This window comes from Streptomyces iconiensis (genome assembly GCF_028657195.3).
Classification (GTDB): Bacteria; Actinomycetota; Actinomycetes; order Streptomycetales; family Streptomycetaceae; genus Streptomyces; species Streptomyces iconiensis.
The window spans coordinates 198,351-219,871 of record NZ_JANCPR020000003.1 but is presented as its reverse complement, the minus strand read 5'-3'; the positions used below and the strand labels follow the sequence as shown (position 1 = coordinate 219,871).

At 71.3% G+C, this 21,521-nt stretch carries 17 protein-coding genes; 4 read left to right on the top strand and 13 right to left on the bottom strand.

Annotated elements, in window-relative coordinates:
• Nucleotides 1-44 precede the first annotated feature (44 nt).
• The 3 genes from NMN56_RS03935 to NMN56_RS03925 are packed head-to-tail and all read right to left on the bottom strand — an operon-like array spanning nucleotide 45 to nucleotide 3,555.
• Nucleotides 45-905: an ABC transporter permease gene (locus NMN56_RS03935; RefSeq protein WP_274045223.1), complete on the bottom strand. Its 861-nt coding sequence runs from the start codon at nucleotides 903-905 to the stop codon at nucleotides 45-47.
• Nucleotides 902-1,906 (bottom strand): ABC transporter permease, encoded by a 1,005-nt coding sequence (locus NMN56_RS03930; protein WP_274045280.1) that lies wholly within the window; start codon nucleotides 1,904-1,906, stop codon nucleotides 902-904. The genes NMN56_RS03935 and NMN56_RS03930 overlap by 4 nt, the downstream gene beginning before the upstream one ends.
• A gap of 32 nt (nucleotides 1,907-1,938) precedes the next feature.
• Nucleotides 1,939-3,555, bottom strand: coding sequence for an ABC transporter substrate-binding protein (locus NMN56_RS03925; protein WP_274045224.1), 1,617 nt, complete (start codon nucleotides 3,553-3,555; stop codon nucleotides 1,939-1,941).
• 302 nt (nucleotides 3,556-3,857) lie between these two features.
• On the opposite strand from NMN56_RS03925, the gene NMN56_RS03920 reads away from it, so the two are divergent.
• Both NMN56_RS03920 and NMN56_RS03915 read left to right on the top strand, forming a co-directional pair.
• Nucleotides 3,858-4,679 carry an SAM-dependent methyltransferase gene (locus NMN56_RS03920; protein WP_274045225.1) on the top strand — a complete coding sequence of 274 codons (822 nt, stop codon included), beginning with the start codon at nucleotides 3,858-3,860 and terminating at the stop codon, nucleotides 4,677-4,679.
• Nucleotides 4,676-6,841, top strand: coding sequence for a putative bifunctional diguanylate cyclase/phosphodiesterase (locus NMN56_RS03915; RefSeq protein ID WP_430542458.1), 2,166 nt, complete (start codon nucleotides 4,676-4,678; stop codon nucleotides 6,839-6,841). Before NMN56_RS03920 ends, NMN56_RS03915 begins: the two co-directional genes overlap by 4 nt.
• Before the next feature lie 58 nt (nucleotides 6,842-6,899).
• On the opposite strand, the gene NMN56_RS03910 is transcribed toward NMN56_RS03915, so the two are convergent.
• Both NMN56_RS03910 and lacZ read right to left on the bottom strand, forming a co-directional pair.
• Complete coding sequence (locus tag NMN56_RS03910; RefSeq protein ID WP_274045226.1) at nucleotides 6,900-7,826, bottom strand: alpha/beta fold hydrolase; 927 nt, start codon at nucleotides 7,824-7,826, stop codon at nucleotides 6,900-6,902.
• A gap of 53 nt (nucleotides 7,827-7,879) precedes the next feature.
• The gene (lacZ, locus tag NMN56_RS03905) at nucleotides 7,880-11,080 is read right to left on the bottom strand and encodes a beta-galactosidase, LacZ type (protein ID WP_274045227.1); all 3,201 of its coding nucleotides are present in this window, start codon (nucleotides 11,078-11,080) and stop codon (nucleotides 7,880-7,882) included.
• A gap of 285 nt (nucleotides 11,081-11,365) precedes the next feature.
• Here lacZ and NMN56_RS03900 point away from each other — a divergent pair, with 285 nt between their 5' ends.
• Nucleotides 11,366-12,574, top strand: a complete 1,209-nt coding sequence (locus NMN56_RS03900) for an acyl-CoA dehydrogenase family protein (RefSeq protein ID WP_274045228.1) — start codon at nucleotides 11,366-11,368, stop codon at nucleotides 12,572-12,574.
• 125 nt (nucleotides 12,575-12,699) lie between these two features.
• On the opposite strand, the gene NMN56_RS03895 is transcribed toward NMN56_RS03900, so the two are convergent.
• The 6 genes from NMN56_RS03895 to NMN56_RS03870 all read right to left on the bottom strand — a co-directional run bounded on the left by NMN56_RS03895 (nucleotide 12,700) and on the right by NMN56_RS03870 (nucleotide 18,011).
• A complete protein-coding gene (locus NMN56_RS03895) occupies nucleotides 12,700-13,281 on the bottom strand; it encodes a GAF domain-containing protein (RefSeq protein ID WP_274045229.1) in 582 nt (193 codons plus the stop codon).
• Nucleotides 13,232-13,873, bottom strand: a complete 642-nt coding sequence (locus NMN56_RS03890; protein WP_274045230.1) for a GTP-binding protein — start codon at nucleotides 13,871-13,873, stop codon at nucleotides 13,232-13,234. Before NMN56_RS03890 ends, NMN56_RS03895 begins: the two co-directional genes overlap by 50 nt.
• Nucleotides 13,851-14,207, bottom strand: coding sequence for a DUF742 domain-containing protein (locus tag NMN56_RS03885; protein ID WP_274045282.1), 357 nt, complete (start codon nucleotides 14,205-14,207; stop codon nucleotides 13,851-13,853). Before NMN56_RS03885 ends, NMN56_RS03890 begins: the two co-directional genes overlap by 23 nt.
• 105 nt (nucleotides 14,208-14,312) lie before the next feature.
• Nucleotides 14,313-14,729, bottom strand: coding sequence for a roadblock/LC7 domain-containing protein (locus NMN56_RS03880; RefSeq protein ID WP_274045231.1), 417 nt, complete (start codon nucleotides 14,727-14,729; stop codon nucleotides 14,313-14,315).
• A 32-nt stretch (nucleotides 14,730-14,761) separates the two neighbouring features.
• Nucleotides 14,762-16,813, bottom strand: a complete 2,052-nt coding sequence (locus tag NMN56_RS03875; protein ID WP_274045232.1) for an ATP-binding protein — start codon at nucleotides 16,811-16,813, stop codon at nucleotides 14,762-14,764.
• 520 nt (nucleotides 16,814-17,333) lie between these two features.
• Nucleotides 17,334-18,011: an alpha-ketoglutarate-dependent dioxygenase AlkB family protein gene (locus NMN56_RS03870; RefSeq protein WP_274045233.1), complete on the bottom strand. Its 678-nt coding sequence runs from the start codon at nucleotides 18,009-18,011 to the stop codon at nucleotides 17,334-17,336.
• A 152-nt stretch (nucleotides 18,012-18,163) separates the two neighbouring features.
• Between NMN56_RS03870 and NMN56_RS03865 the strand changes: the two genes are divergently transcribed.
• Complete coding sequence (locus NMN56_RS03865) at nucleotides 18,164-18,820, top strand: response regulator (protein WP_274045234.1); 657 nt, start codon at nucleotides 18,164-18,166, stop codon at nucleotides 18,818-18,820.
• Between the two features lie 73 nt (nucleotides 18,821-18,893).
• Here the strand turns inward: NMN56_RS03865 and NMN56_RS03860 are convergent, their stop codons facing one another.
• Nucleotides 18,894-20,060 (bottom strand): hypothetical protein, encoded by a 1,167-nt coding sequence (locus NMN56_RS03860; protein ID WP_274045235.1) that lies wholly within the window; start codon nucleotides 20,058-20,060, stop codon nucleotides 18,894-18,896.
• The gene (locus NMN56_RS03855; protein ID WP_274045236.1) at nucleotides 20,053-21,231 is read right to left on the bottom strand and encodes a sensor histidine kinase; all 1,179 of its coding nucleotides are present in this window, start codon (nucleotides 21,229-21,231) and stop codon (nucleotides 20,053-20,055) included. Before NMN56_RS03855 ends, NMN56_RS03860 begins: the two co-directional genes overlap by 8 nt.
• Nucleotides 21,232-21,521: the final 290 nt, after the last annotated feature.

The window sequence follows — 21,521 nt, the reverse complement described above, 5'->3', positions numbered from 1 at the left end:
CTGCTCGCTCACCGCGTCCTGCTCGCTCTCGGCGTTCTGCTCGCTCACAGCATCAGCTCCGATCGGCGGCGCGGGTTGATCCGCTCCCGCCAGACGCCGGCGAGTCCGGCGATGGCGAGGGTGGGGACGATGATGAAGAGGCCGGGGAAGAGCGTGGGCCACCAGTCGCCGGCGAGGAGGGTGCCGCGTGCGTCCTGGATCATGTTGCCGAGGCTCGCCTTGTGGGTGGGCAGGCCGAGCCCGAGGAAGGACAGCGCCGACTCGTGCCAGATGGCGTGCGGCACCATCAGCACGGCGGCGAGCCCCGCCTGGGGCAGCACACCTGGCAGCAGATGGCGCACCCCGACCCGCCAGCGCGAGGCGCCGCCCGAGACGGCGGCGTCGATGAACGGGCGTGAGCGCAGCGACAGCACCTCGGCCCGTACGATCCGCGCGGTCGACAGCCAGTGGGTGAGGCCGACGGAGATGACGACCGGCCACACGCCTGGCCGGAACATCGCGACGATGAAGATGCCCAGCAGCAGGTGCGGCACGGACGAGAAGACGTCCACGACGCGCATCACCAGCCGGTCCGTCCTGCCTCCCGCCGCACCCGCCGCCGCGCCGACGGCGGTGCCGATGAACGTGGCGGCGAGCGCGGCGACGACGCCGACCAGCAGCGAGACGCGCAGCCCGTAGACGCAGCGCAGCAGCACGTCGCGGCCGACGTCGTCGGTTCCGAACGGGTGGGTCAGGGAGGGCGCCTGGAGCTTGTTCGCCATGTCGACGGCCTGCTCGTCGAGGGGGAAGAGCAGCGGTACGAGAACGACGGTCACGAGCACGGCGGCGACCAGTCCGACCGAGGCGCGCGCCCGCAGCGTACGCGCGCTCGGCCGCCCGCCCAGCGGTGTCGCGGTCGCTGTCACATCTCCTCCAAGGCGACTCGGGGGTCGGCGAGGCCGTACAGCAGGTCGGAGAGCAGGTTCCCGGCGAGTACGGCGACCGTGGCCAGCGTGGTGAGCGCGGCCAGCAGCGGGAAGTCCGTCGCGGTGGCGGCCTCGACGGTGGCCGAGGCGATACCGGGCCAGCTGAACACCGTCTCCACCAGCAGCGCACCGGTGATCAGTTCGGGCACCCGGGAGCCGACCAGCGTGAGGACGGGCAGCAGTCCTGAGCGCAGCGCGTGCCCGAGCAGCACCGTCCGCTCCGCGAGGCCCCGCGCGCGTGCGCCGCGTACGGCGTCCTCCTCCAGCGCGTCGGCGACGCCCTGGCGTACGTACAGCAGGAACCACGGCACCTGGGAGATGCCCAGTACGAGCGCGGGCAGCGCGAGATGCCGCAGGAGGGAGCCGGCGGTGACGGTGTCGCTGCCGGTGTCGGTGAGTCCGCCTGCGGGCAGCACTCCGAGCTGGAGCGCGAAGAACCAGATGCCGAGCAGCCCGAGCCAGAAGGGCGGGGCCGCCTCCAGGGTGTAGGAGACGGAGGTGACGACCCGGTCGAGCATGCCGCCCCTGCGGCGGGCAGCGGCGACCCCGAGCACGGTGCCCGCGAGCAGTGCGAAGGCGAAGCCCGCGGCGCACAACAGCACGGACCAGCCCAGGCGTTCACCGATGACGTCCGCGACGGGCTGGCGCAGCGCCGTCGAGTCGCCCAGGTCCCCGCTGAGCGCGCCGGTGAGCCAGTCCCACCAGCGCACGGGGAAGGGCCCGTCGACACCGAGGTTCTGCCGCAGCTGGTCCAGGGTCTCCTGCGAGGCGCTGAGCCCCGCCGACCCCGCGTACTGCTGTACGGGGTCGAAGGGCGAGGCAGCGGCGACGGCGAAGACGCCGAAGGTCACGGCGGCCAGCACCGGTACGGAGGCGAGCAGCCGCCGTCCCACGAGCCGGGCCACGGGGGCCGCCAGGCGTCGGCGGCCCCCGTCGCGCACGGGTGGTTCCTTCACCCGTATGTGCGTCTCCGTCACTTCTTGGGCTTCCAGTCCTGAACGTTCCACCAGGGCCCGGCACCGATGCCGTGGTCGTGCGGCTCGACCTGCGTGGTGAGGCCCCGCCACTTGTCGTTGAGCACGTAGACGTGGTCGATGTGGGTGAGGAAGGTGTAGCCGGGGTTCTTCTTGAGCGCCTTCTGCGCCTTGTCGTAGGCGGCGTGCCGCTCCGCGGTGTCCCGGCTGCGGCGCCCCTTGTCGAGCTGCTCGTCGACGGTCTTGTCGTCGTAGTAGCCGAGGTTGTTCCAGCCGTCGCCGATCTGCGAGGAGTGCAGCGTCGGGTAGAGGTCGAAGTCGGGGTCGGCGGGGAAGCCGTTGCCCATGAGCATCGCGTCGTGCTTGAGCTTGGGCCGGATGACCTCGCGGCTGCCGGCCTGCACCTTGACGTCGATGCCCGCCTTCTTGGCGTCCGAGGCGTAGGCCAGTGCGTGGTCCTGGCGGAGCTTGTCGCCGGAGAAGTACCAGAGGGTGAAGGAGGCGCGCTTGCCGTCCTTCTTCCTGATGCCGTCCTCGCCCGGCTTCCAACCGGCCTTGTCCAGGATCTTCTTGGCGCGCGCCAGGTCGTGGGGCCGCTCGGTGCCCTTGGCGAACCAGGGGCCGTCCGTGGGCAGCGGCCCGTAGGCGGGTTTGCCCGCGCCGTTGAGGATGGACTTCACCATGGCGTCCCGGTCGACGGCCACGTCCAGCGCACGGCGTACGGCCTTGTCGCCGGTCACCGGGTTGTCGGTGGGGAGGGTGACCGCGCGGTAGTCGGCGGTCTTGGCGCTGAAGGTGCGCTTCTCAGCGCCCTCGTCGGAGTTCTTGTACGCCTTGGCCAGATTGGGCGGCAGGATCGCTCCGTCGAGGTCACCCGAGCGCAGCCGGGTGGCGCGTACGTCGTCGTCCTCGATGATCGCGACCGTGAACTTCTTCACGGTCGGCCTGCCGCCCCAGTAGTGCGGGTTGGCCTTGAAGCTGAGCTTCTCGCCCTTGCGCCAGTTGGTGAGCACGTACGGGCCCGTGCCGACGGGCTTGGTGTTGTACGAGCCGGTGTTGACGTCCTGCCTGCCGGCGACGGCCTTCGAGGCGATGGGGAGCACGGTGCGCTCGGCGAAGGCGGCGTAGGGGTACTTGAGGGTGAAGACAACTGTTTCCTTGCCGTGCCTGTCCTTCGCCTTCACGGTATCGAGTGCGTCCAGCTCGCTCTTGGAGGCGTTGTTGGTCTTCTTGTCGAGGATGGTCCGGTACGTGTAGACGACGTCCTCGGCCGTGAAGGGCTTGCCGTCGCTGAACTTCACGCCGTCGCGGAGGGTGAAGGTGTAGGTCTTCCCGTCGTCGCTGACCTCGGGCAGCTTGGTGGCGAGCGCCGGCTTGAGCTTCATACGGGCGTCATGCGTGAGGAGTCCGTCGAATATCTTCGAGTTGCCCTCCTTGCCGTAGCCGAGGAGCGGGCTGAGCGTCTCCGGTTCCTGTGCGACGCCCACGGTGACCGCGTCGGTGCCACCGCCTCCGCCGCCTCCGCCGCCCGGCGCAGAGCAGGCGGCGACTCCGGCGAGCACAGCCGCGGCGGTCACCCCGGCTGCTGTGGCGGTCCGTACTCTGCGGGCAGACATCTGTGGCACACTCCTGTTGAAGATCACCCGTTGTTGCGAACAGCTCGCAATTAAACATGATGAGGGCGGAACCACGCGCTCCGGGTGCCTCGTTGCGTACTCATGGGTATGCCTGGTCCCGGAGGGGTGCCCCGTGCAGGGGCCGGAGTACTATGCCCCGAAAACTCCCGGACCGGCCGACAAGATCCGGGCGAGATCAAGCCGCAGAACCGCCGATTCCTTCCGTGTGCCGTCTCCGGGTCAGTAGCCTCATGCACCCGACCGGAACTCCCCGGTGAATTCAGCGAGCTGGAGACCCCTCGATGGAACGTCCCGCCTGGGCCCCACAGGGCATCGACCTCAACGTGCCGAGCGTGTCGCGGATGTACGACTACTACCTCGGCGGTTCGCACAACTTCGAGGTCGACCGGGACGCGGCGCGGCGGGCGATCGACGCGTGGCCGGGACTTCCGAAGATCATGCAGACGAACCGTGCCTTCCTGCGCCGCGCCATCCGGTTCGCGGTCTCCGAAGGCGTCACCCAGTTCCTCGACATCGGCTCCGGCATCCCCACCTTCGGCAATGTGCACGAGGTGGCCCAGGCCCTGGACCCGGAAGCCCGCGTCGTCTACGTCGACAACGACCCGGTGGCCGTCGCGCACAGCCGCGCGGTACTGGCCGGCGACAAGCGCGTCGACATCGTCTCGGCCGACTTCCGCTCGCCGCAGGACATCCTGGAGAGCCCCGAGGTCGAAGCGCTGCTCGACCTGGACAGGCCCGTCGCGCTCATGCTGGTGGCCCTGCTGCACTTCATCGAGGACAAGGACGAACCCCACAAGGCCGTCGCCGAGTTGGCCCGTCCCCTCGCGCCCGGCAGCCTGCTGGTCCTCTCGCACGGCTCACCCGAGGGCGGGCCGAGGCGTGACGGCGGCATCGGCCTCCAGAAGGTCTACAGCGGCGCGAGCGCGCCACTGGTGATCCGCTCGAAGGAGAGCGTCGGGCACTTCTTCGACGGCTTCACGATGGTCGAACCCGGCCTCGTCTCCGTGCCACGCTGGCGCCCCGACAGCTCCCCGGAGCTGGAGGACGCGGTCGTCTTCGGCGGCTTCGCCGGAGTGGGCCGCAAGGCAGGACTAGCGGGGTGATCCCCGGCGACGAGCGCGAAGGGCGCGAGGATTCCCCCGACAGCGCCGGCGACAGCAGCAACGACGGGCTCCGCCGCTTCGCGCGGATCTGGAGCAGAGCCGTCTTCCCCGCGACACAGACCTCGATGACACGGGCCGAGCTGGAGGACTTCCTCCACCCGCTCGCCCGCCGGCTCGCCGAGGCACTGCACGCACACCCGTTCAGTCCCGCGCCCGGACGCGACGTGGGCGAGGCCCTCGTCGCCGCGCACTGCACGAGCCCCGACGCGCTGCCCCACGTCCTGGGCGTCGTCGAGTCCTACCTCGTGCTCTACGGAAGCACCCCCGGGCTGCTGTCCGTCGATGACGCGCACTCGCGCTGCGCCAGGCTCCAGCACGCCATCGCGGCCGGGTTCTCGCGCGCGCTGCGCGAGCGCACACTCGCCGAGCAGGAGGCGCTCTCCCGCGCCGCACTCGCCGCGCAGACCACCGTCGAAGAGGCGCTGCACGCCTCAGAGACCCGCTTCCGTGCCGTCTTCAAGGACGCCACGATCGGTATCGGCATCGCCGACATGAGCGGCAGGCTGCGCGACGCGAACGGCGCCCTCGCGCGGATGTTCGGGCACTCGGAGGAGGAGATGCGCCGGCGCAACATCAACGACTGGGTGCACCCCGACGACGCCCCCGAGGTGTGGCGCCTGCACAGGGAGCTGGCGCGCGGAGAGCGCGACCACTTCCGCGTCGAGAAGCCCTACCAGCGCCCCGACGGCACCGTCCTGTGGACCAACCTGACCCTCTCCCTGCTCAGGGACGCGGAGGGCGAACCGCGCTACCAGCTCGCGCTCATGGAGGACATCACCGAGCGCCGCCTCCTGCACCTGCGGCTGCGCTACGAGGCCACCCACGACGAGCTGACCGGACTGCCCAACCGCACCCTCTTCTCCGAGCGCCTGGACCGGATCCTCACACCGGGCAGCGGGGTGAGCAGGTTCGGGCTGTGCTATCTGGACATAGACGGCTTCAAGGCGGTCAACGACAGCCTGGGCCACGCCGTCGGCGACCAGTTGCTGGTCGCCGTCGCCGAGCGCCTCCAGTCCTGCACCGCCACACCCACGCACCTGGTGGCCCGTATCGGCGGGGACGAGTTCGCCGTGCTGGTCTCCGACCCCGAGGGCAGGGAGGAGGTCGCGAGCATGGCGCGGGCCGCGCTCGCCGCGCTGGCGACCCCCATCTCGGTGGACGGCCGCGAGCTGTCCGTACGCGCGAGCATCGGCATCGTCGAGGGGCCTTCGGGCGATCTGGGCCCCGCCGAGGTCATGCGCAGCGCCGACATCACGATGTACCGGGCCAAGGACGCGGGCGGCAACCGTTACGAGGTGGCCGACCCCGACTCGGACGCGCGTGCCATAGACCGTCACAGCCTCACCAACCACCTGCCGGCCGCGCTGGAGCGCGACGAGTTCTTCCTGGAGTACCAGCCGCTGATCCGCATGAGCGACGGCAAGGTCGACGGCGCCGAGGCACTGGTGCGGTGGAAGCACCCCGTGCACGGGCGGCTCGGCCCCGACCGGTTCATCCCGCTCGCCGAACACACGGGGCTCATCGTCCCGCTGGGCCGCTGGGTACTGGAACAGGCCGTACGCCAGACCTGCACCTGGGCCTCGGGCGGGCCGCTGCGCGTGAACGTCAATCTCTCGCCCCGGCAGCTGCACCACCCCGATCTGGTGCCCGACACCATCGCTGTACTGGAGGCCGTCGGTGTCGAGCCCTCCTCGCTGTGCCTTGAGGTCACCGAGAGCGCACTCATCGGCGCCGACGAGGACGAGCTGAAGCCCCTGTGGCAGCTCGCCGAACTGGGTGTCGACATAGCGCTCGACGACTTCGGCACCGGCTACTCGAACCTCGCCAACCTGCGCAAGCTCCCCGCCACCACCCTCAAGCTCGACCGGTCCTTCACCCAGGGGCTCCAGCGCCACCCGGCCGACCCGGTGGACGTCACCTTCGTCGAGGGCATCGTCTCGCTGGCCCACGCGCTCGGCCTCGCGGTGACCGTGGAGGGCGTCGAAACCGAGCACCAGGCCGACCAGTTGCGGGACCTGGGCTGCGACACGGCGCAGGGCTGGTACTACGCGCGCCCGGCCTCGGCCGCCGAGTTCGCACGGGACTGGGCACCCAACGGCTGAGGGCCGCCGCCGCCCGTGGACCGGGAGGCGGGGCGCCGGGCCTTCCTGCGGCGAGTCCCTACGGCAGCCGGGACTCCAGCCATGCCAGCAGGTCGGCCTGCACCTCGTCCCTGTTGGTCTCGTTGAGGATCTCGTGCCGCGCGTCCGCGTAGCCGCGCCAGGTCAGGTCGCGCAGGCCCAGGTAGCGGAAGTCCTCCAGCAGTTCGTGGACGAGCGTCATGCCCTGGTTGCACGGGTCCTGCTCGCCGACGGCGACATGCACGGGCAGGTCGCGGGGAACGCGGGCCAGCTGCGCCGGATCGTTGATCTTGCGGGAGCCGAGCACCCAGTCGAGGGAGAGCCCCGCGCTGAAGGGGAAGCCGCACCGCTCGTCGGCCACGTACAGGTCGACCTCGGCCTCGTCGCGCGAGAGCCACTCGAAGCCGGTGCGGTGCGGGAAGGGGTCGTTGAAGGAGCCGAACAGTTCGGGCACGAAGTCCGATACGGCATCGCGCCCGCCCGCGCTGATCTCCTCCTCCAGCCTGCGGATGTCACCGTCCGGCTCGCTGCCGGGCAGCGAGCGGAACGTCCCGGAGAGCACCAGCCCGCTCAGGCCGGCCCCGTGCTCCTGCGCGTAGTCCCGCGCGAGCTGCGAGCCCATGCTGTGCCCGAGGAGGAAGAAGGGCGTGCCGCCTGGGAGTTCGGCCCGCACACGGTCGCCGATCTCCTTGAGATCGGCGACCGTGGCACGCCAGCCCTCGGCTCCGACGGCGCCGTACCCGCCGGTGTGCTGGGCCGTCGCGCCGTGCCCCCGGTGGTCCGAGGCGACGACGGCGTAGCCGTGGCCCGTGAGGAAGTGCGCGAACCTGTCGTAGCGCTGGGCGTGTTCGGCGGCTCCGTGCGCGATCTGGACGAGGGCGCGCGCACCGCGCTGGGGCAGCCAGGTGTACGTCGCCACCTGCGTACCGTCGGCGACCGTTGTGAAATCGTCGCGCCGTCCTGCCACGTCCAGCCCCTTAGCCCTCGCCCAGCGGTTCTCTCACGGTGCCCGCGAGGAGATCATTCCCCGCGCAGGCGGTAACCGTAGCGGTAGGTGCGGTTCGCGTGAAGGAGGTACTCCTCCAGCGGAGCAGCACCCCACGAGTCGTTTCCGCCGACGCCCATCTGCCGGTGGTTGACGCCCAGCACCGTCTCCTTCCGCGGCTTCAGCTCGTAGGGGTGCTTCGGCCCGTCGAGGTCGGCGGGCGTGAACTTCAGGGCGCTCAGCTCCAGATGGTCGTCGCCGTCAGTGCGCACCCGCAGCCCGGCCCCGTCCTTGCCGGTGAGCGTGGCCCAGCGCACACCGGTGACGTTGCCGCACTGCTGGGGCCGTACGTACGGGACGAACTGTTCCTCCACGGTGCTGCGGTAGCGCCCGACCCCGGCTGCCGTTCTGCGGTCCCAGTAGTTCTCGTGCGGGCCGCGCCCGTACCAGGAGAAGGTCTCGCGCCCCTCGGGGAGCGTGAGCAGCGCGCCCACCATCGGCAGGTCGGGCAGGCCCTTGCCCGGCTCCAGGGTGTGCTCGACCCTGACCTCACCGTCGCCGCGCACGGTGAACAGCGTGGTCCAGGCGGAGGTGGCGGGCGCCGTCGGCAGGGTGCTGCGGACCTCGATGGTGATCACGGAGCGGCCCTCGCGCGTGGTCTTCACCGTGTCCGTCTTCCGCTTGGCCCCCGCCTCCTTCCAGGTCCTGGCCGTCTCGTGGAACTTCCGGCCGATGTCGTTGTCGGTGGGCCCGCGCCAGAAGTTGGGCACGGGGCCCTCGGTGAGCAGCTTCACGCCTTTGTGCCGGAAGTCGGTCAGTGTGCCGCTGCTCTTGTCGAGGGTGAGGGTGAAGTCCCTGCCGGTGACGGTGACCGCGCGGTCGCTCTCCTCCAGCTCGACGGGCGGCAGTGTCCCCGGATCGGGCTCGGCGGGTGCGGGCCGCTGCCAGTCGGTGAGCTGGAGCTGCTCCCCCGCGACCTCGTGCCCTGTCTCGGCCCAGGGGGTGTCGCGGCGCAGGACGAGGGAGAGGTTGAGCCAGTACTCGGCCCCGGGGCGCGGGCGTGCGGGGCGCTTGAGGGGGATGCGTACGGTGCTGGTCCCGCCCGGCTGCGTGGCGGGCGGGCGCAGCGTTCCGTGCTGTTCCCTCTCGCCGTCGCGGGTGACCTCCCAGCGCAGCTCGTAGGGGTCGAGCCCGGTGAACAGCTGCCTGTTGGTGATCTTCACCCTGCCCTGGGCCGGCCCGTCACCGCCGCCGTCGGCACCGGCGAAGGAGACGCGCTGGTAGACGCGCTTGACCTCGTGCAGCTCCGGATCGGGCTCACGGTCGGCGCGGATGACGCCGTTGCAGCAGAAGTTGCCGTCGGTCGGGTACCCGGGCACCCAGTCGCCGCCGTAGGAGAGGTAGCTGCGCGAGGGGTCGCCGGGCACCGGCTTCTTGATGGCCTGGTCGACCCAGTCCCAGATGAAGCCGCCGTGCAGGTTGGGGTAGGACTCGAAGATGTCCCAGTACTCGCGGAAGTTGCCGGTGCTGTTGCCCATGGAGTGCGCGTACTCGCACAGCAGGAACGGCTTGGGGTTGCCCGACTTGCCGTACGCCTCGACGTCGGCCGGCGGCGCGTACATCCGGCTCTCCACGTCGGCGACGGAGTTCATGCCCTCGTAGTGCACGGGCCGTGACGCGTCCCGTTCATGGACCCAGTCGGCCATGTGCCGGAAGTTGTCGCCGCCTCCCGCCTCGTTGCCCAGGGACCACATGACGACGCAGGCGTGGTTCTTGTCGCGCTCGACCATGCTCCGCGCCCGGTCCACACAGGCGTCCTTCCACTCGGCGAGCGAGCCGGGCAGCGAGTCACGGACCTCGTGGCTCTCCAGGTTGGCCTCGTCGACGACGTACAGCCCGTACTCGTCGCACAGCTCCAGCCACCGGGGCGCGTTGGGGTAGTGCGAGGTACGGACCGCGTTGATGTTGTGCCGCTTCATCAGCAGGATGTCGCGCAGCATGGTCTTCTCGGGCACGGCCTGCCCGTAGACGGGGTCGGACTCATGCCTGTTGGTGCCGGCGAAGACGATCGGCTTGCCGTTGATCTCCAGCTTTCCGGGCCCGTAGGTCAGCTGCCGGAAACCGAAGCGCACGCGCTGGGTCTCGGTGCGCTTGCCGTCGGGCCCCGTCACCGTCAGCACGAGCGTGTAGAGGCTGGGGCTCTCGGCCGACCACAGGTCGGGCCGGTGCACCGTGCCGGTCAGCTTCAGCGCCGTGGTGCCCGATGCCGGTGGCTCGGCGGTGCCGCTGAGTTCTCCCGCTTCGACCTCGCGCCCCTTGGAGTCGTAGAGGACTCCGGTCACCGTGTACGTGCCCGTCGCTCCGCCCGTGGTGTCGCGCAGCCGTGTGTGGACGGTGAGTTCGGCCGTGCGCAGCCCGTCCCCGAAGCCGGTGCGCACCTCGGCGTCGTCGAGGTGGACGCGGGGTACGGAGTAGAGGTACACGTCGCGGAAGATCCCGGACAGGTCGATCATGTCCTGGTCCTCCAGCCAACTGCCGTCGGACCAGCGGTAAACCTCGACCGCGAGGGTGTTGTCCCCCTCCTTCAGGTGCGCGGCGATGTCGAACTCCGCGGGCGTGTACGAGTCCTCGCTGTAGCCGACCTGTTCGCCGTTCACCCACACGAAGAAGGCCGATTTCACGCCCTGGAAGGAGAGCAGCACGCGCCGCCCCTGCCAGCCGCGCGGCACGGTGAAGGAGCGTCTGTAGGAGCCGACGGGGTTGAAGGACTTGGGGACGTGCGGCGGCTCCGGCCGCTCGTACCCCGTCCAGGGGTAGGGGACGTTCAGGTAGATGGGCTCGCGGTAGCCGTGCATCTCCCAATTGGAGGGGACCGGGATACGGTCCCAGCCGCTGTCGTCGTAGCCGGTCCTGTGAAAGCCCTCGGGCCGCTTGTCGGGGGTCTCGGACCACCGGAAGCGCCAACTCCCGTTCAGCGAGCGGTAGTACGGAGATGTGGCGCGTTTCCCTCGGAGCGCGGAGGCGGTGTCCCGGTACGGAACAAGTGCCGCGCGCGCCGGTTCACGGTTGACCGCAAAGGTGGTCGGATCCGCGTCCCACTCCCTTCCGCTTCCGGCGTTCGCCGGTCTGCCTGCGGCGGCGAATGCCGCCTTCTGATCTCTGAGGGCGGCCCAGCCTGCGAGAACGCCGCCACTTGCCGTCAGAAAACTCCGTCGTGCCCATGGCTTCGCTTCCATACCCCACAAGACACCACAGGGACCAAGTCACATCAACGCTTTCGCACAGCTTCTTTCACCCCACCCGCACCACTGGCCGCAGTGCCGTCGGGCCGGCCGGTGAACGCCGTTCCCGGTTCCAGGGGTAACCCGGCTATGCCACCGGGTAATGCTCTCCGGGTACCAAGCCATGCAAGATCACGCACCGCTCCATCACCCGCGCACCACCGGCTCAGCCGAGATTGCAGTCCGCAACCCCCGCCCGGCAGGCGGCCAGGCGGAGGTACCCGGGGAGGAGGGCTCGTCATGGATCGATACTTCACGGACCAACGGCACACCCAACTGCGCACCGAGGTAAGGGCATTCGCCCACCGGGAGGTGCGGCCCCGGATACCCGAGATGGAGGCGTCCCGCACGGTCTGCCACGAGGTCTCCCGGCAGATCGCCCGGCGTGGCTGGATCGGGGCGACCGTCCCGCGCGCGTACGGCGGAATGGGAGCCGGACACCTGGCCAAGACCGTGATCATCGAGGAACTCGCCCGCGAGAGCGGCGCCATGGGCGCGATGGTGCAGGCGTCCCAGCTCGGCGTCGCCAAAATCATTCACTTTGGCGACGAGGCCCAGCGGAAGGACTGGCTGCCCGCAATTGCCTCGGGCGCCTGCCTGCCGACCATAGCCGTGACAGAACCGGGCTCCGGCGGCCATGTCCTCGGCATGACCAGCAGCGCCGTACGCGAGGGCGACGGCTACGTCCTCAACGGCAGCAAGATCTACGTCGGCAACAGCCACGTCGGCGACCTCCATGGCGTCGTCGCCCGCACGGGGCCCGGTTCGCACGGCCTGTCCGCCTTCCTGGTCGAGGCGGACCGCCCCGGCTGCACGGTGGCCGAGCAGCGCCCCGCCATGGGCCTGCACGGCTTCAGCTTCGGCGAGCTGGTCTTCGACAACTGCCGGGTCCCCGCCACCAACCGGCTGGGCGACGAGGGCGACGGGCTCTCGGTCGCCTACTCCTCCAGCGTCCTCTACGGCCGGGCCAACCTCACGGCGGTCTCGCTCGGCATCCACCAGGCCATCCTCGACGCGACGACGGCCTTCTGCACGGAACGTAAGCGCTACGGGGCACCGCTCGCCGAACTGGGCAACGTCAAGCTGAAGCTCGGCCAGATGCAGTCCCGGCTGATGACGGCCAGGCTCGCCGCGTACCACGCCGTACATCTGCTGGACAACGGCGTGCCGTGCGACGCGGAGCTGATGAACGCGAAGCTGGTCAATGTGGAGTACGCGCTCGACTCGGCCCGTAACGCGATGGAGATCCACGCCGCGTGCGGCCTGTTCACCGACCGCCCCGTGGAGCGCTATCTGCGCGACGCGCACCACATCTTCGCGCCCGCCGGCACCTCCGACGTCCAGCTGCTGCGGCTGGGCGAGGTGGCGCTCGGCACGGCGAAGGGATCCTGGTCGCACAAGCTCGCCGACACCCTGCGCACCGAGCCGGAATCCGCGCCCGCACGGTGAACGCCCGTTGCCGGGCACCCTCTTCACACCCGTACGGCGAATGTCCCTGGCCGGGCGCCCCGTTCGCGCCCGTACGGTGAACGCCCGGCACGGTGGACGCTGCCGGGCGAGCGGGCGCCGGGTGCTCAGGAACCTCCGGCCTCGCGCTGGTGGATCAGCTCCACCAGCTCGGCGGCCATCGACTTGATGGTCTCCAGGCCCTGTCTGCCCCAGGGCCTGGGTTCCTGGGCGACGACGCAGACGGTGCCGAGCGTCATGTCCGTGCGGTCGATCAGCGGTGCGCCCAGGTAGGAGCGGATGCCGATCTCGTCCACGACCGGGTTGCCCGCGAAGCGCGGGTAGTCGCAGACGTCCTCCAGCACCAGCGCCTTGCGCCGCACCACCACATGCGGGCAGTAGCCGTGGTCCCTCGCCATCACCCGCCCCGGCCGCGCGGGCGCCGTGCCGGAGGCGGGCTCCAGCTCGACCGCCTGGCCGTCGGCGGGGGTGTAGAGCCCGGCGAAATACTGCCGGTGCTCGTCGATGAAGTTGACCATCGCGTACGGCGCTCCGGTGACGTCCGCCAGCTTCCGCGCGAACGCGTCGAACTCGGGAACGGGCGCGTCGCCGACGCCCAGCTCCCGCAGTCTGACGACACGGCGCGGCGCCTCCTCGTCGTCAGGGGTGAGGAGGAGGTGGCTCGTGGGGTCGTAGAACGTCGGGGGCATGTGGACTCCATGAATCGATCAGGTGCTGCACCAGTGAGACGAGTACCTGCGTTCCCGAGCTGGCGAGCCGTGCGTCGCACAGCACGACGGGCACCTCGGGCTTGAGGTCTATCGCTGCCCGTACCTCTTCGGGGTCGTAGTAGAAGGAACCGTCGAACTCGTTGACCGCGACGATGAAGGCGATGCCCCGGCGCTCGAAGAAGTCCACGGCGGCGAAGCAGTGCTGGAGGCGGCGGGTGTCGGCCAGCACCACGGCGCCCAGCGCGCCTGCGCACAGCTCGTCCCACAGGAACCAGAAGCGCTCCTGGCCAGGTGTGCCGAAGAGATACAGGACGTGCGCGCTGCCGAGGGAGATACGGCCGAAGTCCATGGCCACGGTCGTCGTCGCCTTGTTCTCCACGCCTGACAGGTCGTCGGTACCCACGCTGACCTGGGTGAGCAGTTCCTCGGTGCTCAGCGGTTCTATCTCGCTCACGGCGCCGACGAAGGTGGTCTTGCCCACCCCGAAACCGCCCGCGACCAGGACCTTCAGCGCGGTGGGGAACGGGTCGGCGGTCGCGGCCTTCGTCTCAGAGTCGTTTACGGAGCCCATCCAGCACCGCCTCCAGCAGTTCTCGGTCGGTCGGTTCCGGGCCCAGCGGCACGTGTACCGGGGCCCGCGCTGAGATCGCGCCGCAGTCCGCGAGGTCCGACAGCAGGACCTTGGTCACGGCGGCCGGAAGCCGTATCTGCGCGGCGAGTTCGGCCACCGAGACCGGTCCCCCGCACAGTCCGAGCACCTGGGTGTGGTCGGGGCCGAGGTAGCTCTGCGGCCGGGAGCCCGTGGCCATCACCAGGGTCATCAGATCGAAGTGGCCCGAGGGCCTGGTACGCCCGTTGCAGACGGTGTACGGGCGGATCAGCCGCCCCGCGTCGTCGTCGACCAGCGGGGCGCCCTCTGCCGGCCCGGCGTCCCCACCCGGCCCCTGTGCGCGGGGGCCGCCGTGGGAGCCCGGGCCGGCATCGGCGCGTTGCCTGCGCACCCGGCTGCCTCAGTGTCCCGTGGGCTGTCGTGCGGGGGTAGCCAGATACGGCCTGACGCTCTTGACCAGCATCGCCATCTCGTAGCCGAGCACGGCGGCGTCCGCCTCGCGCCCGGCCAGCACGGCCAGACAGGCGCCCTGGCCCGCCGTGGAGACGAAGAGCAGCGAGACATCCAACTCGACCACCACCTGCCGCACCTCGCCACCCTCGCCGAGGCGCACTCCCGCGCTGCGTGCCAGGGAGTAGAGCCCCGAGGCGAGCGCCGCCATGTGGTCGGCCGTATCGGGCTCCAGGCCGTGCACGGCCTTCACCAGCCCGTCGGCGGACAGCAGCAGCGCGCTGTTCGCGTGTGGTACGCGCTGCACCAGACCGGTCAACAGCCAGGAGAGGTCGGTGTTCTGCCCCACTGGGGCTTGGCTCACCATGATCGCGTTCTTCTCCTTGAGGGCGGGCCACGCTAACGGGCGGGGCGGGAGGTGTCCCCGTCGGGGGCCGGGGACGGACCGCCGGGGACCTCACCGCCGGTGGCGGGGTCCTGTCCCTCGGCGAGGTCGGTGAGGTCGGAGAGGTCGGTCCTGCCGGCCTCGTCGGCGAGGCTGGTGCCCCGTCTGAAGGCGGCCATCAGTCCCGGGTCGTGCCCTTCCTCGGCGACCGCCTGGGCACGGGCGCCGCCGTCCAGGAAGGCGGGCGGATCACGCAGTTCGGGCACCAGGTGCTCCTGGCGGCGGCGCTTGGGCAACCGCGGGCGGTCACCGTCTGCCGGGGAGGCCGCTGCCTCGTTACCGCCCTGTTCCGGCGGCTCCTCCCCGTGCAATGCCTCCCCGTGCAACGCCTCCCCCGGCAGCTCGCCCCACTGCGGCACCGTCTGCCCGGCCCCGGATTCCGGGGGGAACCCCGGCTGCTGCGGCCCCGGTTGAGAGGGAACGGACTGCGCGGAGGCGGGCTGCGGAGCCACTGGCTGTGTGGTGACGGGCGGCGGCGGGGCCTGCGGCACGGACGCGGGCCCGGAGGTGAAGGGCGGCGGGGTGCCGGGCCTGTGGGGCGCCGACGTGGGACCGTTCGCCATCTTGCGGACGCGCGCGTGCGAGCGGGGCCGGGGGTCGGGCACGGACGCCGGTGCGTGCCCGGGGGCGCCGGTCTCCTCGGGGAGCGCGGGGCCTGCCGGCTCGGCCCGTACCTGCGGCGCGGCGGCCGGAACTCCGGGGGGTGCGGGACGTCCCGCGTCCTCGGCGGCCGACACCCCGGCCGTGCCCGCCGCCGTGCCCGCGGCCGTCCACCCGGCCGTCCCCGCGGGGGCTGCCCCGGGGGCCGTACCGCTGCCCGCCCCGTGTGCCGTCTCGGAGTCCTCACCGAGCAGGCCCCTGGGCAGGACGAGTACGGCCTGGATACCGCCGTAGATGTTGTTCTGGAGCTGGACGACGACGCCGTGCCGGCGCGCGAGAGCGGAGACCACGAAGAGGCCGATCCTGCCGTCACGCAACAGCTCGGGCACATCGATCTGTTCGGGCTCGGAGAGCACCGCGTTCATGTGGTTCTGCTCGGCCGCCGTCATGCCCAGACCCCGGTCCTCGACCTCGACGGCGAGCCCCGCCGTGACGTGCTGGGCGCGCAGCAGGACCTGGGTCTGGGGCGCCGAGTACACCGTGGCGTTCTCGATGAGTTCGGCGAGCAGGTGGATCACGTCGGCGACCGCGTGTCCGCGCAGCGTGCCCTCGATCGGAGGCACGAGCTTGACCCGCGGGTACTGCTCGACCTCGGCGATGGAGGAGCGCAGCACCTCGGTCATGGTGACCGGGCGGGTCCACTGACGGCGCGAGACGGCGCCCCCGAGCACGGCGAGGTTCTCGGCGTGCCTGCGGATACGGGTGGCGAGGTGGTCGACGTGGAAGAGGCCCTTGAGCAGGTCGGGATCCTCGACATCGTTCTCCAGCTCGTCGAGCAGCTCGATCTCGCGGTGCACGAGGGACTGGAGCCTGCGCGCGAGGTTCACGAAGACCTCGACCTTCTCCTCGCTGCCGCTGTACGTGCTGCGCACCAGGGCCGCGGCCTCCGCGACGGCCACCTCCGCTCCCCGCTGTGCGAGCGCGCACTCGTGGGTCAGCAGGTCCAGGGCGTCCCCGACGGGTTCACTCTCGGGCGCGCGGCTGCGTGGCTGCGGGCGCTCACCGCGCTCCAATCCGCGCAGTATGGCCTGGAGTTCGGCCTGCCCGAGCGCCGTGGATCGGCGCAGCGCGGCGCAGCGTTCCGCCGTGCCCCGCGCCTCGGAGGAGGCGAGCATGGCCGCGGTGACGATCACGGCGCTGACCAGCAGAAGGCTCCCCGCCAGCACTCCCCAGACGGGGGCGCCGACTGCTCCGGCGCCGGGCGCTCCCGTGGCGTCGATGCCGCCCCGTACGCGCATCACGTAGGCGACCACCGCGGCGCCGGCCACCGCGATCAGCCCGGCGGGCAGCACGGCCAGCCGCACCAGGCGGTGGCGCACGGCGGCGTCGCCCGCACTCTCGCGCAAGGGGGTCCTGCCGTGCCGCCGCCGTGCGCCGTTCGCACCTGGTGATCCGGGCGGTACGGGCGGTCCGTGTGGTCCGTGTGGTCCGTGTGGTCCGGGCTGGGCGGCGACCGTAGGGGCGGGACCGGAGGTTCCTCTTCCTGTCTGCACCACGTGGCGCGGGGGTTCAGGCATTGGGTTCCTCGGAGGAAGGTCGAAGAAGGACTGAGGAGTTCGGAGACGAGCTGGAGGGAGGGATGCGGAGCGGGGGGAGCCGCAGCCGAGGAGCTGGAGGGGAGGGCTCCAGGGGAGTGGCCGAACGAGCGGGAGGAACGAGCGGGGGATGAAGAGCGCCGGAGCGGGAAGTGAGAGAGGAGCTGAAGCGGGGCCGGGTGCCGAAGCCGTGGCCACGCTAGCCCTCGCCCCTCCCCCCGCCGGACGCAGAAGGGGTATTCGCCACCCCTCGCCAGCTCCCAACGGGTGAAGATTCCAGGCGTTCGATTGACCCGGCGAAGGGGTCAACTCCCGGGCAGTCACGGCTACTTCAGTAGGCGCGCACCGTGACGTTGACCCTGCCGCGCAGCCCCAGCGCCGCCGGCCCCGAGCCCGGCTCCGTACGCGGGACCCCGTGGTACGCCAACCTGCTGGGTCCCCCGAAAACAAAGGCATCCCCGCTGCGCAGCGACACGTCGTGCCACGGTCTGCCACGCCCCTCCGGGTTGCCGAACCGGAAGACACAGGAGTCCCCGAGGCTGAACGAGACCACCGGCGCACCGGAGCGCTCGTCGCTGTCCCTGTGCATCCCCATGCGCGCCGAGGCGTCATAGAAGTTGACGAGTGCGATGTCGTACGACGCGGCGCACGGTCCCTCCCCGTACGCCCTCAGTCCGTGCTGCTCCCCGGCGACGGCCGCCGCGGCGTCGACCGCGCGCAGCGCCCACTCCCCCAGCCACGCGGGGAACGGCTTCACCGGCTCTCCTCCCCCGTCCACGACGGTCGGCGCGTAGCCGTACGGGTACCAGTGCCTGCCCAGGCTGAGCTGCCGTACGGACATCTCGCCGCCGCCCGGCATGCGTACGGTCCGCAGCCCGGCCGGCGGCTTCGCCCACTCCCGGCACGCCGCCAGCAACTCGCCCTGCGCGCCCGGCTCCAGCCAGCCGGGAAGGTGCACGGCAGCGGGTGCGACCTCGGCCGGGGGTCGCGGGAACAGTTCCTCGTTCACAGGGCCAGCGTACGGCCGCGCCATGACGTAACCTCGGCGGTCCGGGCCCGCTCACGCGCCGCTGACCAGGGACGGAACCGGCCACGGTGCGCGAGGGACCAGCCAACACGACGGCGGGTAACCGCTGCGCGTGCGACGGAGGAGGGTGCGGTGTGGCGGGGAACGAACCGGTCAGCGTGGCACTGATCGACGACCATCCCGTGGTGCTCGCGGGCATCAGGTCCTGGTACGCCGCCTCCGAACGCCCCATCACCGTCGTGGCCGAGGGACAGGACGCGGCGGCGGCACTGACAGCGCCGGGGCGCGAGGCGGACGTTGTCGTCCTGGACCTCCAGCTCGCGCACGGCACGCTCGCTTACGGCGTACTGCGCGGACTGGTCGCGCAGGAACGGCAGGTGATCGTCTACACCATGCAGGACAGCCAGGAGGCCGCGCTGACCTGCCTGGACCTGGGCGCCTTCACCTATCTGACGAAGGGCGAGGGCGAGCACCACCTCGTCGCAGCGACCCTCGCAGCCGCCGACTGCGTCCCGTACACGCCGCCCGCGCTCGCCGGCGCCTTCGGCAGCGACGCCGACCACGACCGGCCCACGCTCGCGCCCCGCGAGGTCGATGTGCTGCTGGAGTGGTTCCAGTCGGAGTCCAAAGCGATGGTCGGCGAGAGCCTGGGGATCTCGGTGCGTACCGTCAACACCTACCTGGACCGGGTACGGATCAAGTACGCCAACGCGGGCCGCCCCGCCACGACCAAGGCCAACCTCGTGGCCCGGGCGATCCAGGACGGCCTTGTCTCCCTCGACGACCTCTGAGCCGCGCCCGCACTCCCCGAGCCCTGCCCTGTGACCTCCGGCGTCCGTCAACTCCCCCTGGTTTCCGCCGACTTCAGACCGACGCACTCCGGTTGGCGCCCGGCCCGGCAGCGGCGCCGCCCCCGGTCCCCTCGACGGGGCAGGAGATCTCGGTCCACAGCCGCCCCTCCCCGCGCACCGTGCGCACCCGCAGCCCGCGCAGCGTGGGCCAGGGGATGCGGGTGTCCGGCGCGTCGGTGACCACCCCGACCCGTACGGCACCGCCACCGCGCACCACGGTCACCCGCGCCCCGCGGTCGGCCGCCAGCAGTGCGGCGAGTACGGGCTCGGTCAGCGCGCGCCGCACCGGCTGGGCGAGCCCTGTGGGTGCGCCTCTGACAGCGAGCTGGACATCGACGCCGTACCGCTCGGCCTCGCCGATGCAGGCGCGCAGCTCGTGTACGAGCGGGTCGGGCGCGAAGTCCCGTTCGGCGAACAGCCTGCGTAACCTGGCTGCCTCCATGCCGCACCGGCGGCGCACCTCCTCGTCCGCCGCGCTGAGCGAGCCGTCGGCCAGCCCCGCGAGCAACGGGAGTGCGGTGTCGTCGAGTTCGCGGTAGCGCTCGCGCTGGTCCGCGTGGATGCGCGCGGAGATCTCCGCCTCCGTCCGCATCCGCTCCTGCTCCCTGAGGGTCTCCCCCGCCGCAGCCGCGACGTTCCGCAGCAGCTCGGCCATGATGGCCGCTGCCACCTGGAAGGCGCAGACCGCCACAGCGCTGACCCCCATGCCGGCGGCGTCGGCCCGGGTGGGCAGCCCCGCCAGTGTCAACTGGCCCAGGGTGAGGGCCAGATGGCAGCCGATGAAAGCCAGCGCCGCTCCGGGGCCCCGTCCGAAGAGCAGCAGCACCCCGAACCAGCCGACCTCCAGGAACGACCAGTGATGGGTGCCCAGGAAGTACGCCGCCGGTAGCTGGCTGGTGGCGACGACCGAGGTCACCAGGGCCGCCAGCGTGCCCGCCGCTGCCCAGTACGGGGGCCGTTGCCTGCCGGTTGCCTCCATGAAGGCGTCGGCGAGCAGGATGAGGGTGAGCGCGCTGAAGGCGGCGAGCTGGATCCATGGCCGCTCGTACGAGGAGAGGTTGACCAGCAGCGCGGGCAGCGCCAGCCCGAAGTGGACGGCGCCGAGGATCACCAGCCCTGAGACCCGCAGCCCGCCGCGCATCCCGGTGGTGATCCGTTCCGTCATCATCGGCTCAGCCATGGGGCCACTCCAGTCGTACGGTCGTGCCCTGCCCTGGCCGTGAGCTGATGGTGGCCCTGCCGCCGACCGCCGCCATCCGTCCGACGACCGAACGCGCCAGCCCCCGCCTGTGCTCCGGCACGCTGTCAGGACGGAAGCCGCCGCCCTCGTCCGTGACGGTGACCACCAGCGTGTCGCCGCTGCGGTACGCGGTCACGCCGGCCCTGTCGACGCCCGCGTGCCTGGCGACGTTGCGCAGCGCCTCGCCCAGGCTGTCGCGGAGTGCGGCGACGGCGGGGCTCCACGCCCTGCCGAGCGGTTCGCCCGGTGGTTCGCCGAGCGAGCTGTCCACGTGGAGTGCGTGGCCCGCGAGTTCGGCCGCCAGCTCACCGGCGACGTCGGCCCCTCCGGTGGTGACGCGTTCGGACGTGAGCCGCTGCAGGTCCTCGCGCGCCTGCGCCGCCAGCACCTCGGGCCGTATCGCCTCACCGCGTACGGACGCCATCAGCAGCGTGGCGCAGGCGGTGTCGTGCAGGGTGGCCAGATACTCACGTTCCTCCCGCCGCAGCGCCTCGTCGACGGCGTGTTCGCGCCGCTCGGCCGCCATCGTCGCCGCGACCGTGTCGGCGCTGCGGCTGCGGAAGAGGATCAGCTGGTACAGCCCGCGCGCGAGAAGCGCCTCCACGAGCAGCCAGCCCGCGTTGGGCAGCGCGTACGTCCATCCGTCGGCGCGGTCGAGCGCGGCGCCCGCCAGGTCGGCCATCGCGAGAACGAGCGAGGCGACGAGCGCCGCGCGTACGGTCTCCGTGGTCTGGTAGGCGACAGCGGCGATGCTGACGGTCACCAGGATCCAGGTGCTGCCGTGCATCGTCTGGGTGTCCGGCACGGTCAGCGCCTGGCTGAGGCATAGCGCCGTGAGCACGCCCAGGTCGGCCACGAGAAGCGCGCGGGAGCCGGGACGCCGGGTTCCCACGCGGTAGTAGAGCAGGTTCCAGCCGATCGCGGCGGCGGCGAGGACAGCGGCGAGGGGTATGTCCCGTACGGGCATGGCGAGTACGGCGAGCACCGCCGCAGCGCACGAGACCACGGCACGGAGACGGTGTCCGTATGCGTGCGCGAACCGCGCGAACTCCGACTCCGCCGGCCCTCGCGGCACCGCCGCCGCGCCGACCCCCGCCACAGCCGCTTCCACAACCAGCCTCCCCGGCACCGGAACCCACCTCGGAATGTAGGTCGAACGACCGTCACACATATCGGCAGGCATCGGTAGCGTTTTCCAGGTCAGCCCTGTGGTCGCAGAGGCCGGAACCCCGCAGGACACGGGCCGCGGAACGCGGCGCTCCGGCGCGGCCTTCCGACCCGGCGGCGTTCTTCCACGCGCCGTCGGCGCACGGGCAGCGGAGGAGTCAGCAACGGTGATAACGAATGCGATGAGGCCGACCGGTACCGCCGCTGAGGCCGACCGCCGTGTGCGGAGGGGCA

Coding starts and splice junctions, on each gene's coding strand:
- NMN56_RS03890 (WP_274045230.1), bottom strand. CDS start 13,873: ATGGGCTCCGTAAACGACTCTGAGACGAAGGCCGCGACCGCCGACCCG.
- NMN56_RS03860 (WP_274045235.1), bottom strand. CDS start 20,060: ATGGCTGAGCCGATGATGACGGAACGGATCACCACCGGGATGCGCGGC.
- NMN56_RS03900 (WP_274045228.1), top strand. CDS start 11,366: ATGGATCGATACTTCACGGACCAACGGCACACCCAACTGCGCACCGAG.
- lacZ (WP_274045227.1), bottom strand. CDS start 11,080: ATGGAAGCGAAGCCATGGGCACGACGGAGTTTTCTGACGGCAAGTGGC.
- NMN56_RS03895 (WP_274045229.1), bottom strand. CDS start 13,281: ATGCCCCCGACGTTCTACGACCCCACGAGCCACCTCCTCCTCACCCCT.
- NMN56_RS03925 (WP_274045224.1), bottom strand. CDS start 3,555: ATGTCTGCCCGCAGAGTACGGACCGCCACAGCAGCCGGGGTGACCGCC.
- NMN56_RS03920 (WP_274045225.1), top strand. CDS start 3,858: ATGGAACGTCCCGCCTGGGCCCCACAGGGCATCGACCTCAACGTGCCG.
- NMN56_RS03880 (WP_274045231.1), bottom strand. CDS start 14,729: ATGGTGAGCCAAGCCCCAGTGGGGCAGAACACCGACCTCTCCTGGCTG.